This window comes from Lysobacter zhanggongensis, from assembly GCF_046638635.1.
GTDB classification, from domain to species: Bacteria; Pseudomonadota; Gammaproteobacteria; order Xanthomonadales; family Xanthomonadaceae; genus Novilysobacter; species Novilysobacter luteus.
The window spans coordinates 1-18,069 of sequence record NZ_JBJXHK010000046.1 but is presented as its reverse complement, the minus strand read 5'-3'; the positions used below and the strand labels follow the sequence as shown (position 1 = coordinate 18,069).

Genomic DNA, 18,069 nt, shown 5'->3' with positions numbered 1-18,069 from the left:
GTCCGGGCGACGGCGAAGCAGCTCGCCGGGCGTGCCGGGATCGACCGGCGTGGGCAGGGCGGGCAGGCCGGCTGGCCGGGCGAGGTCGACGGCCAATGCACCCGGGGTCTTCCCGGCCAGCACCGCGAGCCGGTGGATCAGCACCGCGGCCTCGGCTTCCAGTGCCGGAACGCGCGCCAGCGTCGCCTCGAGTTGCGCGCTGGCACGTGCGCGATCGAAACCCGTCGCGCTGCCTGCATCCAGGCGTGCCTGCACGATGCGCAACGTCTCGCGCTGGTTTGCAGCGTTGTCGCGCGCGACCTGCAAGCGCTCCTGCAACCCGCGCAGTTCGATGTAGCTGCGCCCGACCTCGGCGACGATCGCGACCTGCAATGCGGCCAGATCGGCGGCGCTGGCGGCGGCCTCGGCGCGTTGCGATTCGACCCCACGTCGGACGCGGCCGAACAGGTCGAGCTCCCAGGCCATCTCGATACCGGCCGAGTAACGCTCGCCATCGCGTTCCCCGCGTGCAAGCCCGGGGGCCTGGTCCGCACTGGCGCGCGCGTCAGCACCTTCGGCACCGGCGGTGATGGTCGGGAAGCGGTCGAGGCCGGCACCACGCAGCAACGCGTTGGCACGATCGAAGTGGGTGAGTGCGATGCGGAGGTCGTGGTTGGCCAGCAGTGCCTCGTCGACCAGATGGGTCAGCATCGGGTCGTCGAAGGCGTTCCAGAAGTCCGCATCTGGCAGCGGTTGCGGCGCCAGCGTGAGCGGTTCCGCGGGCTCATGGACGAACCGGGCGGCCACCGGTGTCGATGGCCGCACATGGTCGGGTCCGACCATGCACGCGGCCAGCGCGACGGTGAGTACGGATGCCACGAGCACCCGGCGCGCAGCGACAGGGTTCAACTCAAGCATGGGTGATCTCCTGGAGTTCCACCTGCGCCTGGCGTCCGGCATGCCGCGACACCAGCTTGCGCAGGGCGACGTAGAACACGGGCGTCAGGAACAGACCGAAGACGGTGACGCCGAGCATGCCGGCGAAGACGGTGATGCCGGTTGCGGAGCGGACCTCCGCGCCCGCGCCGGACGCGAGCACCAGCGGCACGGTGCCGGCGATGAACGCGATCGATGTCATGACGATGGGGCGCAGGCGCAACCGGCACGCCTCCAGCGCGGCCTCGACGATGCCCTTGCCCTGGATTTCCAGTTCGCGGGCGAACTCCACGATCAGGATCGCGTTCTTGCATGCCAGGCCCATCAGCACCACCAGCCCGACCTGCACGAAGACGTTGTTGTCGCCACCGGTCAGCCACACCGCGGTCAGCGCAGAAAGCATGCACATCGGCACGATCAGGATGACCGCCAGCGGCAGGGTCCAGCTTTCGTACAGCGCCGCGAGCACCAGGAACGCCAGCAGGATCGCCAGCGGGAAAACCACCAGCGCGGCGTTGCCCTGGGTCGCCTGTTGGTAGCTCAGGTCGGTCCACTCGATCGCCATGCCGGCCGGCAGTACCTCGTCGGCCATCGCCTGCAGTCGGGCCATCGCCTGGGCGGAGGACATCACCCGCGGGTCGGCTTCACCGGCCAGGTCGGCGCCGGGGTAGCCGTTGTAGCGCAGCACCGGGTCGGGGCCGAACGTGCGGTGCATGGCCACCATCGAGCCGATCGGCACCATCTCGCCATCGACGTTGCGGGTGCGCAGCTTGCCGATGTCCTCGATGCTGTCGCGGAACGGCGCGTCGGCCTGCGCGATCACCTGCCAGGTCCGCCCGAACTCGTTGAAGTCGTTGACGTACGACGAGCCGAGGTAGGTCTGCAGGGTGTCGAACAGCTCGGTCAGCGGCACGCCCTGCGCCTTGGCCTTGACGCGGTCCACCTCGGCGTCCAGCTGCGGGACGTTGGCCTGGTAGCTGGTGATCGGGAATCCCATGCCCGGTGTCTGGGCCACCGTGCCCTGCATGGCGTTGACCGCCTGCTGCAGGGCGCCGTAGCCCAGGTTGCCGCGGTCCTCGATGAACATCTGGTAGCCGTTGCCGTTGCCCAGCCCGAGGATCGGCGGCGGCATCATCGAGAACGCGAAGCCTTCCTGCAGCCCGCCGATCTTCCGGTTGATCTCGGCGTTGATCCCGGCCGCGCTGAGGTCGCGCTGGTCGAATGGCTTGAGCGGCAGGAACACCACGCCGGTGTTGGGCGTGTTGGTGAACTGCAGCGCGTTGAGGCCGGGGAAGGCGATCGCGTGGGCGACGCCGTCGGTCTCCATCGCGATGTCAGCCACCCGGGCCAACATGGCGTCCGTGCGCGCGAGCGACGCCCCTTCGGGCAGCTTAACCCCGGCGATCAGGTACAGCTTGTCCTGGGTGGGGATGAAGCCGGCCGGGACCGCCTTGAACATCAGGCCCGTGGCGACCAGCAACACCGCGTACACCACGAACACCGCGCCGCGCCGGCCGAGGCTGCGCGAGACCACCTTCTGGTAGCACTCCGAGCTCGTGTTGAAGAAGCGGTTGAAAGGACGGAACAGCCAGCCGAACATCCGCTCGATCAGCCGCGACGGCAGATCCTTGGGCGCGCCGTGCGGCTTCAGCAGGCGGGCGGCCAACGCGGGAGACAGCGTGAGCGAGTTGATCGCCGAGATCACGGTCGAGATGGCGATGGTCACCGAGAACTGTTTATAGAACTCGCCGGTGACGCCCGACAGGAAGGCCATCGGTACGAACACCGCGCACAGCACCAGCGCGATGGCGATGATCGGCCCCGAGACCTCGCGCATGGCCTGGTGGGCGGCGGCGAGCGGGGTCAGGCCCTCCTCGATGTTGCGCTCGACGTTCTCGACCACGACGATCGCGTCGTCGACCACGATGCCGATCGCCAGCACCAACCCGAACAGGCTCAGGGTGTTGATCGAGAAGCCCAGCAGGTGGAGCGCGGCGAAGGTGCCGACCACGGACACCGGCACCGCGATCAACGGGATGATCGACGCACGCCAGGTCTGCAGGAACAGGATCACCACCAGCACCACCAGCACCACCGCCTCGAGCAGGGTGGTCACCACGGCCTTTATCGAGTCGCGCACGAAGATGGTGGTGTCGTAGACGGCTTCGTACCCGACGCCGTCCGGGAAGCGCGTGGACAACTCGTCCATCGTCGCGATCACCGAGTCGCGTATCTCGAGTGCATTGGCACCCGGCGCCTGGAAAATGCCGATGCCCACCGCGTCCTTGCCGTCCAGCTGGGAGCGCAGGGTGTAGTCGCCCGCGCCGAGTTCGAGCCGCGCAACGTCCGACAGGCGGACGGTTTCGCCGTCGTCGCCGCGCTTGAGGACGATGTCGCCGAACTCCGCCGGCGTGCGCAGGCGGCCGCGCGCATTGATCAGCGTGAGGAAGTCGCTGTCGGGCATCGGCTCCGCGCCGAGCTGGCCGGCCGACACCTGCACGTTCTGCTCGCGCATTGCCCGCACCACGTCACCGGCGGTCAGACCGCGCGAGGCGATGCGGTCCGGGTCGAGCCAGGCGCGCATCGCGTAGTCGCCGCCGCCGAACACCTGCGCGTCGCCGACGCCGGTGATGCGCGACAGCCGGTCCTTGACGTGCAGGCGCGCGTAGTTGCGCAGGTACAGCGTGTCGTACTTGCCCTGCGGTGATGTCAGGTGCACCACCATCAGGAAGGTCGGCGACTGCTTCTGGGTGGTGACGCCCTGGCGCCGGACGTCCTCGGGCAGCCGCGACAGCGCCTGGCTCACGCGGTTCTGCACCCGCACCGCGGCCTCGTCGGCATCGGTACCGGGCCGGAACGTGACCGTCATCTGCAGCACGCCGTCCGAGCCCGCCACGGACTTGGTGTACATCATGTCCTCGACGCCGTTGATCGCTTCCTCCAGTGGGGTCGCGACGGTCTCGGCGATCACCTTCGGGTTCGCACCGGGGTACACCGTGCGGACCACCACCGACGGCGGAACCACCTCCGGGTACTCGCCGATCGGCAGCAACGGGATCGAGATCAGGCCGCCGGCGAAGATCACGATGGAGAGCACCGCCGCGAAGATCGGGCGGTCGATGAAGAACCGTGAGAAGTCCATGGCCGTTACTTCGCCCCCGCCGGACCGGCGGCGTCGCTGGCGGGTGGGGCACCCATGGCGATCATCCGCGGCGCTACCTGCATGCCCGGGTGGAACACCTTCTGCACGCCGTGCACGATCACCCGGTCGCCGGCCTCCAGGCCCGCGGTGACCACGCGCAGCCCGCCGGCCTTGCCGCCCAATTCCACGTCCTTGCGCACTGCGGCGTTGTCCTTGCCGAGCACGTAGACGTAGGTGCGGTCCTGGTCCGTCAGCACCGCCTTGTCGTCGACCAGCAACGCCTTGTCGTGCTCCCGTCCGAGCAGCTGGACGCGGGCGAACAACCCCGGGGTGAAGACGCGGTCCGGATTGGGCAGGACCGCCCGCAGCTCGATGGTGCCGGTAGCCGGGTCGACCCGGTTGTCGACGAAATCGACAACGCCCTCGTGCGGATAGCCTTCCTCGCCGGCCAGGCCGACCCGCACCGGGTTGCTGGAGTCGGCGCGGTCGCCGCTGCGCACGAGCTCGCGGTAGCCGAGGAACGTCTGCTCGTCGCCTTCGAAATGGACGTGGACGGGGTCGAGCGAGACCACCGTGGTGAGTACGGTCGCATCGGACTGGGCGAGGTTGCCGACGGTGACGAGCGCACGCCCGGCGCGGCCGTCGATCGGCGACGTGACCTGGGTGAACTGCAGGTCCANTGGACGGGGTCGAGCGAGACCACCGTGGTGAGTACGGTCGCATCGGACTGGGCGAGGTTGCCGACGGTGACGAGCGCACGCCCGGCGCGGCCGTCGATCGGCGACGTGACCTGGGTGAACTGCAGGTCCAGCCGCGCAGTCGCGACGGCGGCCTCGGCCGCGCGGACGGCGGCGTCGCCCTGTGCGGCAGTGGCGCGGCGCGATTCGGCTTCCTCCCTCGAGATCGCCTGCGCCTCCACCAGCGACTGCGCGCGCTCATGCTGCGCGCGTGCCAGCCGCGCCTCGCTGCGTGCGCGCTCCAGGTTGGCTTCGGCCTGTGCCAGCGTGGCCTGATAGGGGCGCGGGTCGATCACGAAGAGCAGGTCGCCCTTGCGGACTTCCTCGCCCTCCTCGAACGCGATGCGGTCGACATAGCCGCTGACGCGCGGGCGCAGCTCGACAGAGGTAACCGCTTCGATGCGGCCGGTGTATTCGTCCCATTGCTGCACGGGTTTTTCGAGCACGCGGGCGACGCTGACCGGCGGTGCCGGCATCGCGCTGCCGGGCGCGGCCTGGCTGCCGCAGCCGGACAGGCCCACCACCAGCAGCGCGGCAACGGCGAGGGAAAGCTCGGGCAGGAAGCCCGGGCGAAGGGATCGGACGGCTGAAGGGGCGGGCGAGCGGGCGGGGGAGGTCATGAGCGATTCCTTGCTTGAAATGGGATAAGCGGTTGCGACCCGGCTCCGCGGTTCATTGTCCCGTCACAGGGATTTTTACTCCCGCTGACGGGATGTCGACCGGTCGGGTCAGGCGCGAGAGCACGGTTCGCACCATCGGCACCACCACCAGTGCGACCGCAGCGCGACGATGAACGCGAGCAGCCAGCCCGACAGCCAAGCGGCGACGAACGCCTTGCTGCCATTGGCGTACAAGGCCGTCATCACAAGCCTGATCACGCCGGACATGACCAGCGACAACACCGGCACGAAGGCGAACTGGGCTTGGCGGGGCGTGAGGAACATCGGCGGATCCGGCGGCGGGCTGGGGACAGGAGTGCAGCCTAGGCGCCTCGCCGGCCCTTGATTAGCCGGCAGATCGGGGAATAATTGTCCCCCTTGCGGGCCAATACACGCTCGCGCGAAGGAGCTCACGATGGCCCGCGATCTCAACGACACCCTGATCTTCGTGAAAGTGGTCGAGCACGGCAGCTTCATCGGCGCGGCACGTGCACTGCGCCTCCCCAAGACCACGGTCAGCCGCAAGGTGCAGGACCTGGAGGCACGCCTCGGCGCGCAGCTCCTGCACCGCACCACGCGCAAGCTGGGCCTGACCGAGGCCGGCAACATCTACTTCGACCACTGCAAGCGCATTGCCCACGAACTGGACGAGGCCGAGAACGCGGTCGGCCAGTTGCAGGGCGGCCCGCGCGGCTGGCTGCGCTTCACCGCGCCGTACTCGGTCGGCATTACCTGGATCGCGCCATTGCTCGGCGAGTTCCACGCGCTGCACCCGGAGGTGCGGGTCGAGATGGTGCTGGCCAACGAGTCGCTCGACCTGATCGACACCGAGACCGACGTGGCGTTGCGGCTCGGCAACCTGCCCGATTCCAACCTGGTCGCCAGGCGCTTGGCGGTGTTCCGCAGCCAGGTGTACGCGTCCACCGCCTACCTGGAGCGGCACGGCGAACCGGCGCACCCTGACGACCTGCAGCACCACAGGGCGCTGACGTTCCAGAAGTTCCGCCGAAACGGCGGCTATGCGTGGCCGCTCAACGACGGCCAGCGGACCGTCGAATACCGGGTCGACCCGGTGCTGGTGGCCAACGACCCCGGCGCACTCAAGGGCGCGCTGCTGTGTGGCGAAGGGGTGATGCTGGCCAGCGACCTCACCGTGAAGCGCTACGTCGAGCAGGGCGTGGTGCAGCGGGTGCTGGCCGGCTGGACCGGGCCCGACATGGAGTTCAACGCGGTGTTCCCGGGCGGGCGGATGCAGTCACCGAAGGTGCGCGCGTTCGTGGATTTCCTGGTCAACCGCTTGAACTTCGACGCCGACTACATGCAGCACCAGTGCCCGGACATGCGCCGCTGCAGCGATGGCATCGAGCAGGAATCAAAGGCCAAGGCCGCCACGTCGGCGGCGCTGTCGAGCTTGGCGCGTCGCCGCCTCATCGAGGAAGACGAGGAAGCCGCCGCCTGAGGGTCAGTGCGCGACGGCCGATGACCCGTCGCCGGAGTGTTCGCCCCGCAGGCGACGGTCCAGCTGCTGTTCGAAGGCCTCGAAGCTCAATCCCTGTGCGCGTGCTTCCTCGTGGGCGGCGTCACGCAGGGCGTCGGAGCACTTGAGCCGCACCGTGTGGCCGGCTTCTTCCTGGATCGCCGCCGCGCGCCGGAGCATCGCGAGCAGGGTCGCCGGGCTTTCCGAGCCGCCGACGATGCGGCCGTCCAGCCCCAGCACCCATTCGCCTTCGCGCCGTGCAATGCCGCCCAGCAGTTCGCCGTGCGCATCGCGCAGGTCGGCGTGTGCCTCCACCCCGGGGCGGGGCGGCATCACTATGCCCTGCGGCACGCGCTGGTGCTTGCGCCTGGCATCGCGCTTGGCTCTGGATCGGATCGACATGGTGGGTCCCGGGAGGTCAGGCCGCCATTGTCGCGCAGTGCGACGCGGTTGCCTGACCGCAATCCCAACGGGTCAGTCACCGTGGCGGGAAAACTCGGTGCTGCTGCCGTCGGTGGCCACGAGCTCAACCGCGTACGGTTGGACGCGGCCGTCCGGCATCTCCATGCCGGGCGAACCGGCCGGCATGCCCGGCACCGCCAGCCCACGTGCCTCGGGCGACTCGGCCAGCAGGCGCTTGACGTCCGTGGCGGGCACGTGGCCCTCGATGAAGTAGCCGGCGACTTCTGCTGTATGGCACGACGCCTTGCCGGTGGGCACGCCGACGCGCTCCTTCACCGCATGCACGTCGTCGACATCGCGCACCTCGACCGGGAAGCCGGCCTCGCGCATGTGCTCAACCCAGTGCACGCAGCAGCCGCAGCTCGGACTCTTGTGCACCAGCAGGCGCGGGAGGGTCTCGGCAACCGGTGAAGCGGCAACATGGACGTCCGCCTGCGCGGCGCTGGCTGGCGCCGGGTTGTTGCCGGCGCAGGCCGGCAGGGCGGCCGCGAGCGCGACGGCGGCGAGGAGGGCGGGCAGGGCTTTCATCACGGGCGTTCTCGTCTGTGTCTCGATCGGGATTCTTGCAGGTTGGCCGGCGCGCCGGCTAGAACCAGGTGCGCAGGCCGACGACCCAGCGGGTGTCCCGCGTGCGATCGCCGGCGCCGTGGCGCAGATCGGCCGTACCGCCGTGGGCACGTTCGTGCACCAGGCCGATGTAGGGCGCGAACCTGCGGGTGAACTCGTAGCGCAGGCGCAGCCCGGCCTCGGTCGTCGCCAGCCCGGAGCCTACGCCCCGCGTAGCGTCGTCTTTCGCGAAGAAGCTTGCTTCCACCACGGGCTGCAGGATCAGCCGGTTGGTCAGCAGCAGCTCGTACTCGACCTCGACGACCGCCTCGACCTGGCCCGACTCGCCCAGGTAGGCCGTCGCCTGGGTCTCGAACATGTAGGGCGCCAGGCCCTGAACGCCGATGGCGGCCCAGGTCTGCGCGTCACCCGGTCGGGTCTGCTGGCGCACGCCGGCGACCACGTCCCACCAGGCCGAGACCGCGCGTCCGTACAGCACTTCGACATCGGCGGCGTGGGTACTACCGGCTTCGCGCTCGCCCTCGCTGCGCAGCCAGACCCGGTTGGTGTCGCCTCCCAGCCAGCCCTGCAGCTCCCAGCCTTGTCCGTTGCCGTCGTCGCCGTCCCACGCTTCGAGCCGATCGACGAGCAGGAACCCGTGGATGCCGGAGCCGTGGCTCATCCGGTGGTGCAACTCGGGAAACGCGGCCGCGCGGTCGGCGTCGGTCAGCACCGGGATCGGGGTGCGCGGTTGCGCGGCGGCGGCAGTGACCCGGGCGGCCGCCGGCGGTTCTCCGGTGGTGTGCTGCGAATGGTCCATCTGCGAGTGGTCCATCTGCGAGTGGTCGACAACCGGCTCGGGTTCCTGGGGCGGCGCTACTTCCTGTGGGTGCTCATGCTCATGCTCATGCTCCTGCGCTAGCAACGGTGCACTCGCAACCCCTGCCAGCACGGCGACAACCAACGACAGGAAGCGAAGGCCGGCGCGCGTCATTCGACCACCCGCACTTCGCGCATCATCCCGCCTTCCATGTGGTACAGCAGGTGGCAGTGGTACGCCCAGCGGCCGAGGGCGTCGGCGCGCACCCGGTAGCTGCGTTTCGTCCCCGGCGGCATGTCGACGGTGTGCTTGCGGACCATGAAGCCGCCGTCCTCGCCCTCCAGGTCGCTCCACATGCCGTGCAGGTGGATGGGGTGGGTCATCATCGTGTCGTTGACCAGGACAATGCGCATGCGCTCGCCGTAGTTCAGCCGAAGCGGCTCGGCGTCGTCGAACTTCAAACCATCGAACGACCAGGCGAACTTCTCCATGTGGCCGGTCAGGTGCAGTTCGACGGTGCGTGATGGCTCGCGCCCATCGGGGTCTTCGAAGGTGCTGCGCAGGTCCGAGTACGCCAGCACCTTGCGGCCGTTGTCGCGCAGGCCGATGCCGGGGTCGTCCAGGCGCGGGACGGGCGACATCGTCTGCATGTCGACCAGCGGGTTGCCGGCCTCGCTGGCCGGGTGCTGCTGCATGCCACCGGCGGCGTGGTCCATGGCCGGCATCGCATGCCCCATGTGGGCGCCGCAGCCACCTTCCATGCCCTTCATCTGCGCCGCCTGGCCGTGGTCCATGCCGGCATGCGACATCCCGCCGTGGCCCATGTCGTCCATGGTCAACAGCGGTCGCGGGTCCAGCGGTGGGACGTCGGGGGCCAGCCCGTGGCGGACGGCGAGGGTTCCGCGCGCATAGCCGGTGCGGCCCATGTCCTGCGCGAAGATGGCGAACGCATCTGCGCCAGTCGGCTCGACCAGCACGTCGAACGTCTCGGCCACGGCGATGCGGAACTCGTCGACGCTGACCGGGTGCACGTACTGGCCGTCGGCGGCGACCACCGTCATCTTCAGTCCGGGGATGCGGATGTCGAAGTAGGTCATCGCCGAAGCGTTGATGAAGCGCAGCAGCACCTTCTCGCCCGGGCGGAACAACCCGGTCCAGTTGCCCGCGGGCGCGGTGCCGTTGAGCAGGTAGGTGTAGGTGTGGGCATTGATGTCGGAGATGTCGGTCGGCGTCATCCGCATCCGCCCCCACATTCCGCGGTCGGCCAGCGTGGCCTCCAGGCCGTTGCGACCGACGTTGCCGAGGAAGTCGCCCGCCGTGCGCCGGTAGAAGTTGTCGTGTTCGGACATCTTCTTCATGCGCGCGAACAGCGCGGCCGGGTCCATGTCAGTCCAGTCCGACAGCAACACCACGTGCTCGCGGTCGTAATGGAACGGCGGCGGTTGCAGCGGGTCCACCACGATGGCGCCGTACAGGCCGGCCTGCTCCTGGTACATCGAGTGGCTGTGGTACCAGTAGGTCCCCGACTGCTGCAGCGTGAAGCGGTAGGTCCAGGTCTCGCCCGGGTGGATGCCGTCGAAGCTCAGGCCGGGAACGCCGTCCATGTTGGCCGGCAACAGGATGCCGTGCCAGTGGATCGAGGCCGGCTCGTCGCGAAGCCGGTTGGCCACCCGCAAGGTGACCGTGTCGCCCTCGCGCCAGCGCAGCAGCGGCCCGGGCAGGGAACCGTTGACGGTGGTCGCCGGGCGCGTGCGGCCGGTGAAGTTGACCGGTGCACGCCCGATCGACAGGTCGAAATCGGTGCCACGCAGTTCCACGGGGCCGGGGGCCGCGGCGTCGGCGGCGAACGCTGGCAGTCGCCACAATCCTGCGCCCCCGGCGAGGCCGGCCGCGGCCAGGCCGGTAACGAACCGTCGGCGGCTGCCGTCTACCGCGCTGGCATCACGGTGGAGATGGGGCGACCAGGGGCTGGTGGGCTTGCGTGGAGACATCGGAATCCGGACAGGGCCGGAGTTGCACGGCCGCACGAAAGGAGCAGGTTACGGGTTCCCACGGCGGGAAGGTCAAACGGCTGCGCCGAACAGGCGTCCCACTCCGGCAGTCAGGGCCATCGCCAGCGCACCCCAGAACGCGACACGGACCGCTCCCCTGAGCTTCGGGGCCCCGCCGGCAGCTGTTGGCGGCTTCGGCCGGACAGTGCGGTGGCTTGCGCGGACCGGCAAAAGCGTCCACATGCACGCCCGTTTCGTGGCGACTTTCACAGATCATCCACGTACTCCAACGTCAGCTGAAAGCGGTTTACGGGGCCGTCCATAAGGCGGCTATATTCCGGAGACCTATGACGAAGGAGGATTTGAAATGCCCATGACCAAACCGAACCTCGCGATCGCCCGTACGCTCGCCGTGGCAATCATCGCCACCTTGGGCCTTGGCGCCTGTGCCACCTACGACGACGAGTTCGCGGGTATCAACTCGCGCCTCGACCAGCTCGACACGCGGGTGCAGAGCGCCGCGCAGAGCGCCGAGTCCGCCAACCAGTCCGCACAGCGCGCCAACCAGCGTCTGGACCAGATCGAGAGCCGCGTCCAGCAGCTCGAGACCGGGCCGCGTCGCGTTCCGCGCGGTTGATAGCGCACCAAACTTTTTGCGCCTGACGGCCTGAACCGGAGTCGGTTGCCCTTGTAGGTCAACCGCCTCCCAGGTCCTTGGCATCTTTTCGCAGTTCCAGTTCAACGGAGGACGTCCCATCCGTACACGCACTCATCCCGCGACGCGCGCCGTCAATGGTGCATTGGCCCTCGCGTTGGCATTCGCCAGTTTTGGCGCGGCCAGCGCGGAAGACGCACCCGCGCGACCCGTCGCCGCAGTCGATCAACTTCCGCAAGGCCAGGACGTGTCCGCCACCGTGATCGAGCTCGCGGGATGGGTGGTCGCATCGAATGACAGCCAGGGGTATCCGTTCGCCGTCATCGACAAGGCCGCCGCGCAGATCCTGGTGTTTGGCGGAGACGGGCGGCTTCGCGGTGCGGCCCCCGGGCTCTTCGGTTCGGCGGTTGGCGACCATGCGGCCCCGGGCATCGCCGGCCTGGCGCTACGCGAGATCCCGGGCCGGGATCGCACTACGCCGGCTGGTCGTTTCGTAGGCGGATTCGGTCCGTCGCTCGACGCCGGACGCGTGCTCTGGGTGGACTACGATTCCGCCGTTTCCATCCATCCGACCGCAACGGGTGTGCCGTCCGAGCGTCGCCCGGAACGCCTCGCATCGCCGACGCCCGACGACAACCGCATCAGTCACGGGTGCATCAACGTTTCGCCCGACTTTTACGAGGATGTGGTCAGCCCGACGTTCCAGCGGGGTGGAGTGTTCTACGTCCTGCCGGATGAGGCGCCGCTGGAAGAGACCTTCCCGGAGTTTGCACAGAGCCTCGAGAGCTCGGATGGAGACGATGGAAGGCATGCGGAGACCGCCAGCCAATAAGGGTCTGGCGGCCTCGCAGTATCCAGCTCAGAGGAGGCGCGGCATTCAGCAACGTCCGCTCTACGATTTCGCATAATGCATATTATGTAAACAGCACAGAGGCCTGAGTCCCAGATGCCTGAGCCCCACCTGCGATCACGCTGCGACGTGCCCGAGCTGTCGCCCCCTGTCAGGCCAGCAACCGGGCTACTTCAACGAACAGCACGTACATGATGATCCCGGTCGCGGCCCACCGGATCGGCGCCCGCCACGCGGGCCGCTTGTGCCCCGCGTAGATCAGGAGTGCGCCGCCAACCAGCGGAACCAGCGTCACGACCAGCCAAAGCTGCATGCTCATATCGATCCCCAACCATCCCTGTGACTCGACGGGCCACGGCCCACGCGCATCATAGGTGCCGGCGCCCCCGGCCTCGCTTGAAGCAGCACGCCTACCTACTTGCAAGCCTCGTAGACGTCATCACCAAGCTTCTCAAGTTGCGCGAGCGTCAGTCGATTGGTGCTTGCCTCTGCCCTGGATCGCCGGTTCCTGGCGGCCTCGCACTTGCGTGCATCGCGGTGTCCGCTGATGGCGCCGCCCCCCCCGGAGCCACCACGATGGCGCTTCGCAAGTTTGCGCAAATACGCGGAATTGGCGCGTTCCCTGGCCTTGCGCGCTTCCAGATCCGGTACCGCAGGCGAACCGGCGTTCCATGAGCGGACGCTCCGCCCGTCAGTGCAGTCGCCCGACTGGTACGTGACGCCTCCGCGGTCGTCGACACATTTGTGGACGGACTGCGCGAAGACCGGCGTCCCCAACAACAGCAGCGGCAACACAATGAGTGCGACGGGATTCATGGCATTCCTTTGCCGTGGGATGGCTCGACAGCCTCGCCGATCGGCCGGCCCGCCGGCATCGGTGAATGCCGCGCGTGGCACTCGGGAAATCGACTTCGGGCGCATCGCAACCGTTTACGCGGTGGCCTTGAGGACACTACGCTCGGGGTCCGGATACCACTGGAATGGCCATGAGACTCTCGTCCATCGCGGCAGCTTGCTGCCTCGCCATGTCTTTCGCTGCCGCCCGCGCGGCGACGCCACCCGCGGAGGTCGCGGCGCTGCACGACATCGCGGTTGCGCCCTCCCCGGCCCGCATCGAGGCCGACATCCGCACGCTGGTCGGCTTCGGTACCCGCCACACCCTGTCGGAAACGGCATCCGACACCCGCGGCATCGGGGCCGCACGGCGCTGGATCCAGGCCGAGTTCGAGCGCATCTCGAAGAGCTGCGGTGGCTGCCTGGAGGTCGTCACCGTCAGCGACACCGTGTCCAGCGAAACACGCATCCCCGATCCGGTCGAGGTCGTCAGCGTGATCGCCATCCAGCGTGGCTCGGCCGACCCCGACCGCGTCGTCATCATGAGTGGAGACATCGATTCGCGGGTGTCCGACGTCATGGACTCCACCTCCGACTCGCCCGGCGCCAATGACAACGCGTCCGGCATCGCCGGCACGCTCGAGGCGGCACGCGTGCTTTCCAGGCACCGGTTCAACGGCACGATCGTCTACGCCGCGCTGGCCGGCGAGGAACAGGGCCTGTTCGGCGGCAGGATCCTGGCCGACCACGCCAAGGCCGGGGGCTGGCGCATCGAGGCGGTCCTCAACAACGACATGATCGGCAACATCGCCGGCATCAATGGCGTGGTCGACAACACCACCGCCCGGGTGTTCTCCGAAGGCACCCGCGTCACCGAGACGCCCGAGGAAGCCCGCGCCCGGCGGTTCACCGGCGGCGAAGTCGATTCGCCTTCGCGCAACCTCGCACGGTACATCGACCGCATGGCCGACCGGTACGTCCCCAACCTCGACGTGATGATGGTCTACCGGCTCGACCGCTTCGGTCGCGGCGGCCACCATCGGCCGTTCAACGACGTCGGCGCCCCGGCGGTGCGCGTGATGGAGACCAACGAGCACTACGACCGCCAGCACCAGGACCTGCGTACCGAGGACGGCGTGACCTACGGCGACACCCTCGACGGGGTCGACTTCGCCTATGCGGCCAAGCTGACGGCCCTGAATGCCGTCAGCCTTGCCGGGATGGCGTGGGCACCGCCGCCGCCGGCCGATGTCGGCATCGAGGGCGCGGTGACGGCCGACACGACGCTGCGCTGGACCCGGCCACCGGCGACGCAGGCGCCCGGGCTGGCCGGCTACCGCATCCACTGGCGCCTCACCACCGAGCCGCAATGGACCCACAGCCGCTACGTCGGCAACGTGGACACTTACACGCTGGAGAACGTGGTCATCGACAACTACTTCTTCGGGGTGTCGGCGGTCGGCACCAATGGCGCGGAGAGCCCTGTCGTGTTCCCGGGGGCGGCGGGCAGCTTCGGCGGATACGCCACCGCGCCGTAGCGCTGCCCGAAATTCCTCAGAGTGAAATCGGCACCCGCGCGGTCAGGGTCATGTCCGGCGTGTCGCGGGTGACGCCGACGCCGAGCGCGACGTTGAGGGTGTGGCGGTCGCTGAACCGGTACGAAGCGCCGAGCAGTAACGTGCCAAGGGTGATTCGCACCGCGCCGGGGGCGTCCGCACCGTTCTGTTGTGTCTTGCCGATGAAGCTGGCGTCGTAGCCGATGCTGATCGAGGCCTTCTCGTTGAGCGCCAGCCCCATGCCGAAGTTGAACCCCCAGATGTCGCCCGCCTCGACCTCGCCGATCGGCTCGGTCGCGGTCTGCGGGAACTCCGGCGGCGCGCCGGTCAGCACGGTGCGCGAGACCCCGTCGCGCTTGAAGTTGTGCAGGTAGCTCAGGCTCCCGAAGAACACCACGGGGTCGGAGGGGAACAGCCAGGTCACGCCCGGCTGCAGCGACGAGAAGCCGCTGCCGGTCGGCAGCTCCAACGGCAACCCGGTGCCGGTGGCATTGGCGACGCAGCGCGTGACGCAGTCGGTCACCACTTCGAACGGATCCCGCCCTGTGCGGCTCTTGTAGCGCAGCCAGCCGACGTAGAACGCCTTGTCGGGCCCACCGCGGTTGAGCTGCATGCGTGCGGTGGCCTCGATGTCGCCCAGGCCCTTGCCGCTGGAGGTGAAGACATTCTCGACCGCCGTGCCGGTAAAGATCTCGCGGCTCACGGTGTCGCTGCTGCTGTAGACGTACGGCACCTTGGCTTCGAGCTCGAAGCGGTTGCCGATGCCCATCCGCCCGGTGAGCGCCGCGGTACCCGTGCTGGTCTTGACCTGGCGGACATCGATGAGGCCGATCAGGATGGCCGGAATGATGGTGTAGCCGACCAGTGCGACGCGATTGCTGGACGAGTAGCCGAACTGCAGCGACGGCTCGAGCACGAACGTGCCCGACGGGGTCAGCACGCCCGGCTGGTCGAAGATCTGGGCGACCTCGGGCGGGCGCAGGTCCTGCTCCGGCGCACGGCCGACAGGTTGCGGGGGCGGCCGGTCGCCCTGCGCCACGGCGCGATCGACGGCGACGCCCTCGCCTGTAGCGTCGTCCTGTGCACCCGGTGCCGCCTGCGCAGCCACGGCCGCGGCCAGCATCGCCGTGGCGGACGCGGCGGGGTCGCTCGCGGCGACACCCTGCCCCGCTCCATCCCCTGTGCCGCGCGCCCGGGTGCTGGCCAGCCGCTCCAGGTCGAGTGCCCGTTGCAGCTCGGACACGTTGCGTTCCTGCGCGGCCAGTTGGTCGCGCAACTGGTCCAGCCGCGCGCTCTGGGCGTTGACCTGTTGCTGCAGCGTCTCCAGCCGCGTGTCCGACCCCGCGCTCTGCGCCCGTACCTCGCCGGCAATCGCCAGCGACAGGCAGTTGGCGATCACCACCATGGCAATGGTGGTGCACCCCTTGTGGTTGTCCATCGGTTGGCCTGTCCTTGCTTCGGGGGTCTCAGGGCGAGCCGGGCGCCCGGTTCAGGGCGTCCTGCAGCGCCGCGTTTGCGTTGAGGTGCTGGAACATACCCAGCGTCCCGACGCCGACGTCGAGCGTGGTCAACGTGAGGATGTCCTGCCCATCCAGGGTGTTCTGGATCACCACGCCGTCTACCGCGCCTGATGGAGCGAACGTGTTGCCGCCCCCGATCTGGACGAGCATCCCCTGTTTCATTTCTGCAAGGTCCTGCGCCTGCTCCGGGGTCATCGCGCTGACGTCCGGGATCTGGACGCTGGCTTGTGCGACCAGCGTGCCGTTCACGTACACCAGCCGCTCGATGCCGAACGACAGCACAAGCCCGGATGGCAGCTGGAAGCCGCCCCGCATGTGGTCCAGGCGCTCCGCGCTTACCGCCACCCACTCCGGCCCAAGGGCCCCGCTCCCCTCGCCCGCTCCTGCGCCTCCGCAGGCCAAGGCCAATACCAGCAGTGCGACTGCGCGCCTGCATGCGTCCATCAGCTGTCTCCCGGTCCGAACTTCGGAATGACGATGTCGCCGAGACCCCGCCGGCCGATGCCGGACTGCAGTGGTGCTGGCGGCGCGGTGCGCCAGTCGACGGGCTGGTTGAATCCGGCCAGCTCGCGCCGGTTGTGGATCACGAACAACACGCCGTTGTCCCATAGCGCCTCGAAGCGCTCGCGCGACATCGCCCGGGTGCCGCGGGCCGGGTCGCCCAGCAGCACGCGGCCGTCGCGCACGCCCTTGACCACCACGAAGTGCCGGTAGCCGCGGTCGTTGAGCAACACGATCGCGGGCAGGCCTTCTTCTTCCAGTTCGTCGAGCGGCAATTCGAAGCCGTCGGCGGCAAACCCCAGCGACTCCAGGTAACGCCGCATGTCCAGCAGCGAGAACCCTTCCGCGCGGATCTTGCGGCGGTCGCCATCGCGGTACATCTGCACGAACACGTCCTGCTCGCTCACCGCGTGGCCGTACTGGTAGGTCAGCAGGGTTGCGGTCGCCGCCGAGCCGCAACTGAAGTCGTACTGCTGCGGCACCGTCGTCGCGTAGCGTGCTTCCTTGAGGCTGGTGACCTTGAGCGTGTAGGCGCCTCCATGCGGGGTGCGCACGCCCAGCGACGACGCCCCCACCGGCCCCGGCAGGGCCATGGCCAGGAGCACGGGAGCCGCGAGTACCGCAAGCCGCTTCACAGGCTGGGGTCCGCAAACTGCACGTTGACCACGGTCGCGTTCTGGATCAGCACGTTGGAGCCACTGTTCTGGATCGCCGTGTTGATGCCGCTCGCATTGGAAAAGGCTTCCCCGGAGAGCGTGTTGTTGCCGCTGATGATGTTCTCTGCGTGGTTGTCGGTGACCTCGCCATTGGTGCGCGCGGTGTTCTCGACCAGGTCGAGCTGCACCCCGTCGCCACCGCGCAGGCCGTCCAGGCCGCCGGCGTCGAGCGCGATGCCAAGGCCCTCGACCGTGGTGGGGGCAGATGCAGCCGCTGGCGCGCCAGGGTCGCCGGGGGTAGCCAGTACAGGCAGCGCAAGGCACGAGGCGGCGACCAGGGTCACCAGTCCCCGGCCGGGACGCAGGAAAGAATTGGGGCGCATGTGCTTACTCCTGGGCGGGCGCCGATGCACGAGGGCGGCAGCGTCGCCGCTGCCGCCTGCCGGGCTGCCCGCTGGCAGCTGTGGGTCCCGCGCCCCGGATCCCGGGACGCGGGCGTTGGAGCCGTTACTGACCGACGGTCAGGTTGGCCTGCACGGTGACCGCCTGCTGGATCAGCGAGGCCGCGCCACTGTTCTGCGCCACCACCATGATGCCGGCCGCCGCGTTGGCCGAGCCGTTCATGTGGTTGGACATGTCGAAGCTGCCGGCGTCGTTGGCGATCGAGCCGCCATCGCCGCCACGGCCGCCGTCGCCACCGTTGCCGTTGCCGCCGTTGCCGTCGCCGCCCCTCCCTGCGCCGCCGTCA

At 68.8% G+C, this 18,069-nt stretch carries 18 protein-coding genes and 2 pseudogenes; 4 read left to right on the top strand and 16 right to left on the bottom strand.

Annotated features, from left to right (window positions below; all coding sequences use genetic code 11):
* The 5 genes and pseudogenes from ACKVMH_RS09125 to ACKVMH_RS09105 all read right to left on the bottom strand — a co-directional run.
* On the bottom strand, positions 1 to 897 hold an 897-nt coding region (locus tag ACKVMH_RS09125; protein WP_412700049.1), incomplete at its 3' end, for a TolC family protein.
* On the bottom strand, positions 890 to 4,057 hold the full coding sequence (locus ACKVMH_RS09120) for an efflux RND transporter permease subunit (protein ID WP_412700050.1): 3,168 nt from the start codon (positions 4,055 to 4,057) through the stop codon (positions 890 to 892). The genes ACKVMH_RS09125 and ACKVMH_RS09120, both read right to left, overlap by 8 nt.
* 5 nt (positions 4,058 to 4,062) lie before the next feature.
* Positions 4,063 to 4,734 (bottom strand): annotated as a pseudogene (locus ACKVMH_RS09115) (efflux RND transporter periplasmic adaptor subunit); the annotation flags it as partial.
* Between the two features lie 6 nt (positions 4,735 to 4,740).
* Positions 4,741 to 5,354, bottom strand: a pseudogene (locus tag ACKVMH_RS09110) (efflux RND transporter periplasmic adaptor subunit); the annotation flags it as partial.
* A 168-nt stretch (positions 5,355 to 5,522) separates the two neighbouring features.
* Complete coding sequence (locus ACKVMH_RS09105; RefSeq protein ID WP_412700048.1) at positions 5,523 to 5,738, bottom strand: DUF2798 domain-containing protein; 216 nt, start codon at positions 5,736 to 5,738, stop codon at positions 5,523 to 5,525.
* A 130-nt stretch (positions 5,739 to 5,868) separates the two neighbouring features.
* Here ACKVMH_RS09105 and ACKVMH_RS09100 point away from each other — a divergent pair, with 130 nt between their 5' ends.
* Complete coding sequence (locus ACKVMH_RS09100) at positions 5,869 to 6,912, top strand: LysR family transcriptional regulator (protein WP_412700047.1); 1,044 nt, start codon at positions 5,869 to 5,871, stop codon at positions 6,910 to 6,912.
* Between the two features lie 3 nt (positions 6,913 to 6,915).
* On the opposite strand, the gene ACKVMH_RS09095 is transcribed toward ACKVMH_RS09100, so the two are convergent.
* The 4 genes from ACKVMH_RS09095 to ACKVMH_RS09080 form a co-directional block, all read right to left on the bottom strand.
* Positions 6,916 to 7,332, bottom strand: a complete 417-nt coding sequence (locus ACKVMH_RS09095; protein ID WP_412700046.1) for a hypothetical protein — start codon at positions 7,330 to 7,332, stop codon at positions 6,916 to 6,918.
* A gap of 72 nt (positions 7,333 to 7,404) precedes the next feature.
* A complete protein-coding gene (locus tag ACKVMH_RS09090) occupies positions 7,405 to 7,920 on the bottom strand; it encodes a DUF411 domain-containing protein (RefSeq protein ID WP_412700045.1) in 516 nt (171 codons plus the stop codon).
* Between the two features lie 58 nt (positions 7,921 to 7,978).
* Positions 7,979 to 8,758 carry a copper resistance protein B gene (locus ACKVMH_RS09085; RefSeq protein ID WP_412700044.1) on the bottom strand — a complete coding sequence of 260 codons (780 nt, stop codon included), beginning with the start codon at positions 8,756 to 8,758 and terminating at the stop codon, positions 7,979 to 7,981.
* Positions 8,759 to 8,928: 170 nt separating this feature from the next.
* A complete protein-coding gene (locus ACKVMH_RS09080) occupies positions 8,929 to 10,749 on the bottom strand; it encodes a copper resistance system multicopper oxidase (protein WP_412700043.1) in 1,821 nt (606 codons plus the stop codon).
* 367 nt (positions 10,750 to 11,116) lie between these two features.
* Here ACKVMH_RS09080 and ACKVMH_RS09075 point away from each other — a divergent pair, with 367 nt between their 5' ends.
* The gene (locus ACKVMH_RS09075; protein WP_412700042.1) at positions 11,117 to 11,386 is read left to right on the top strand and encodes a hypothetical protein; all 270 of its coding nucleotides are present in this window, start codon (positions 11,117 to 11,119) and stop codon (positions 11,384 to 11,386) included.
* Between the two features lie 163 nt (positions 11,387 to 11,549).
* Positions 11,550 to 12,236: a hypothetical protein gene (locus ACKVMH_RS09070; RefSeq protein WP_412700041.1), complete on the top strand. Its 687-nt coding sequence runs from the start codon at positions 11,550 to 11,552 to the stop codon at positions 12,234 to 12,236.
* Positions 12,237 to 12,405: 169 nt separating this feature from the next.
* Here the strand turns inward: ACKVMH_RS09070 and ACKVMH_RS09065 are convergent, their stop codons facing one another.
* On the bottom strand, positions 12,406 to 12,573 hold the full coding sequence (locus ACKVMH_RS09065) for a hypothetical protein (RefSeq protein ID WP_412700040.1): 168 nt from the start codon (positions 12,571 to 12,573) through the stop codon (positions 12,406 to 12,408).
* Between the two features lie 95 nt (positions 12,574 to 12,668).
* The gene (locus tag ACKVMH_RS09060) at positions 12,669 to 13,070 is read right to left on the bottom strand and encodes a hypothetical protein (protein ID WP_412700039.1); all 402 of its coding nucleotides are present in this window, start codon (positions 13,068 to 13,070) and stop codon (positions 12,669 to 12,671) included.
* Positions 13,071 to 13,279: 209 nt separating this feature from the next.
* On the opposite strand from ACKVMH_RS09060, the gene ACKVMH_RS09055 reads away from it, so the two are divergent.
* A complete protein-coding gene (locus tag ACKVMH_RS09055) occupies positions 13,280 to 14,626 on the top strand; it encodes a M28 family metallopeptidase (protein WP_412700038.1) in 1,347 nt (448 codons plus the stop codon).
* A 16-nt stretch (positions 14,627 to 14,642) separates the two neighbouring features.
* Here ACKVMH_RS09055 and ACKVMH_RS09050 read toward each other — a convergent pair whose 3' ends face one another.
* The 5 genes from ACKVMH_RS09050 to ACKVMH_RS09030 all read right to left on the bottom strand — a co-directional run.
* Complete coding sequence (locus ACKVMH_RS09050; protein WP_412700037.1) at positions 14,643 to 16,082, bottom strand: acetate kinase; 1,440 nt, start codon at positions 16,080 to 16,082, stop codon at positions 14,643 to 14,645.
* 28 nt (positions 16,083 to 16,110) lie between these two features.
* Entirely contained in the window at positions 16,111 to 16,479 is a 369-nt protein-coding gene (locus ACKVMH_RS09045) for a hypothetical protein (RefSeq protein WP_412700036.1), read from the bottom strand.
* Between the two features lie 128 nt (positions 16,480 to 16,607).
* Entirely contained in the window at positions 16,608 to 17,258 is a 651-nt protein-coding gene (locus ACKVMH_RS09040; protein ID WP_412700035.1) for a C39 family peptidase, read from the bottom strand.
* A gap of 38 nt (positions 17,259 to 17,296) precedes the next feature.
* A complete protein-coding gene (locus ACKVMH_RS09035; protein WP_412700034.1) occupies positions 17,297 to 17,704 on the bottom strand; it encodes a hypothetical protein in 408 nt (135 codons plus the stop codon).
* Between the two features lie 124 nt (positions 17,705 to 17,828).
* Positions 17,829 to 18,069: hypothetical protein (locus tag ACKVMH_RS09030; protein WP_412700033.1), on the bottom strand; the 241-nt coding region annotated here is incomplete at its 5' end.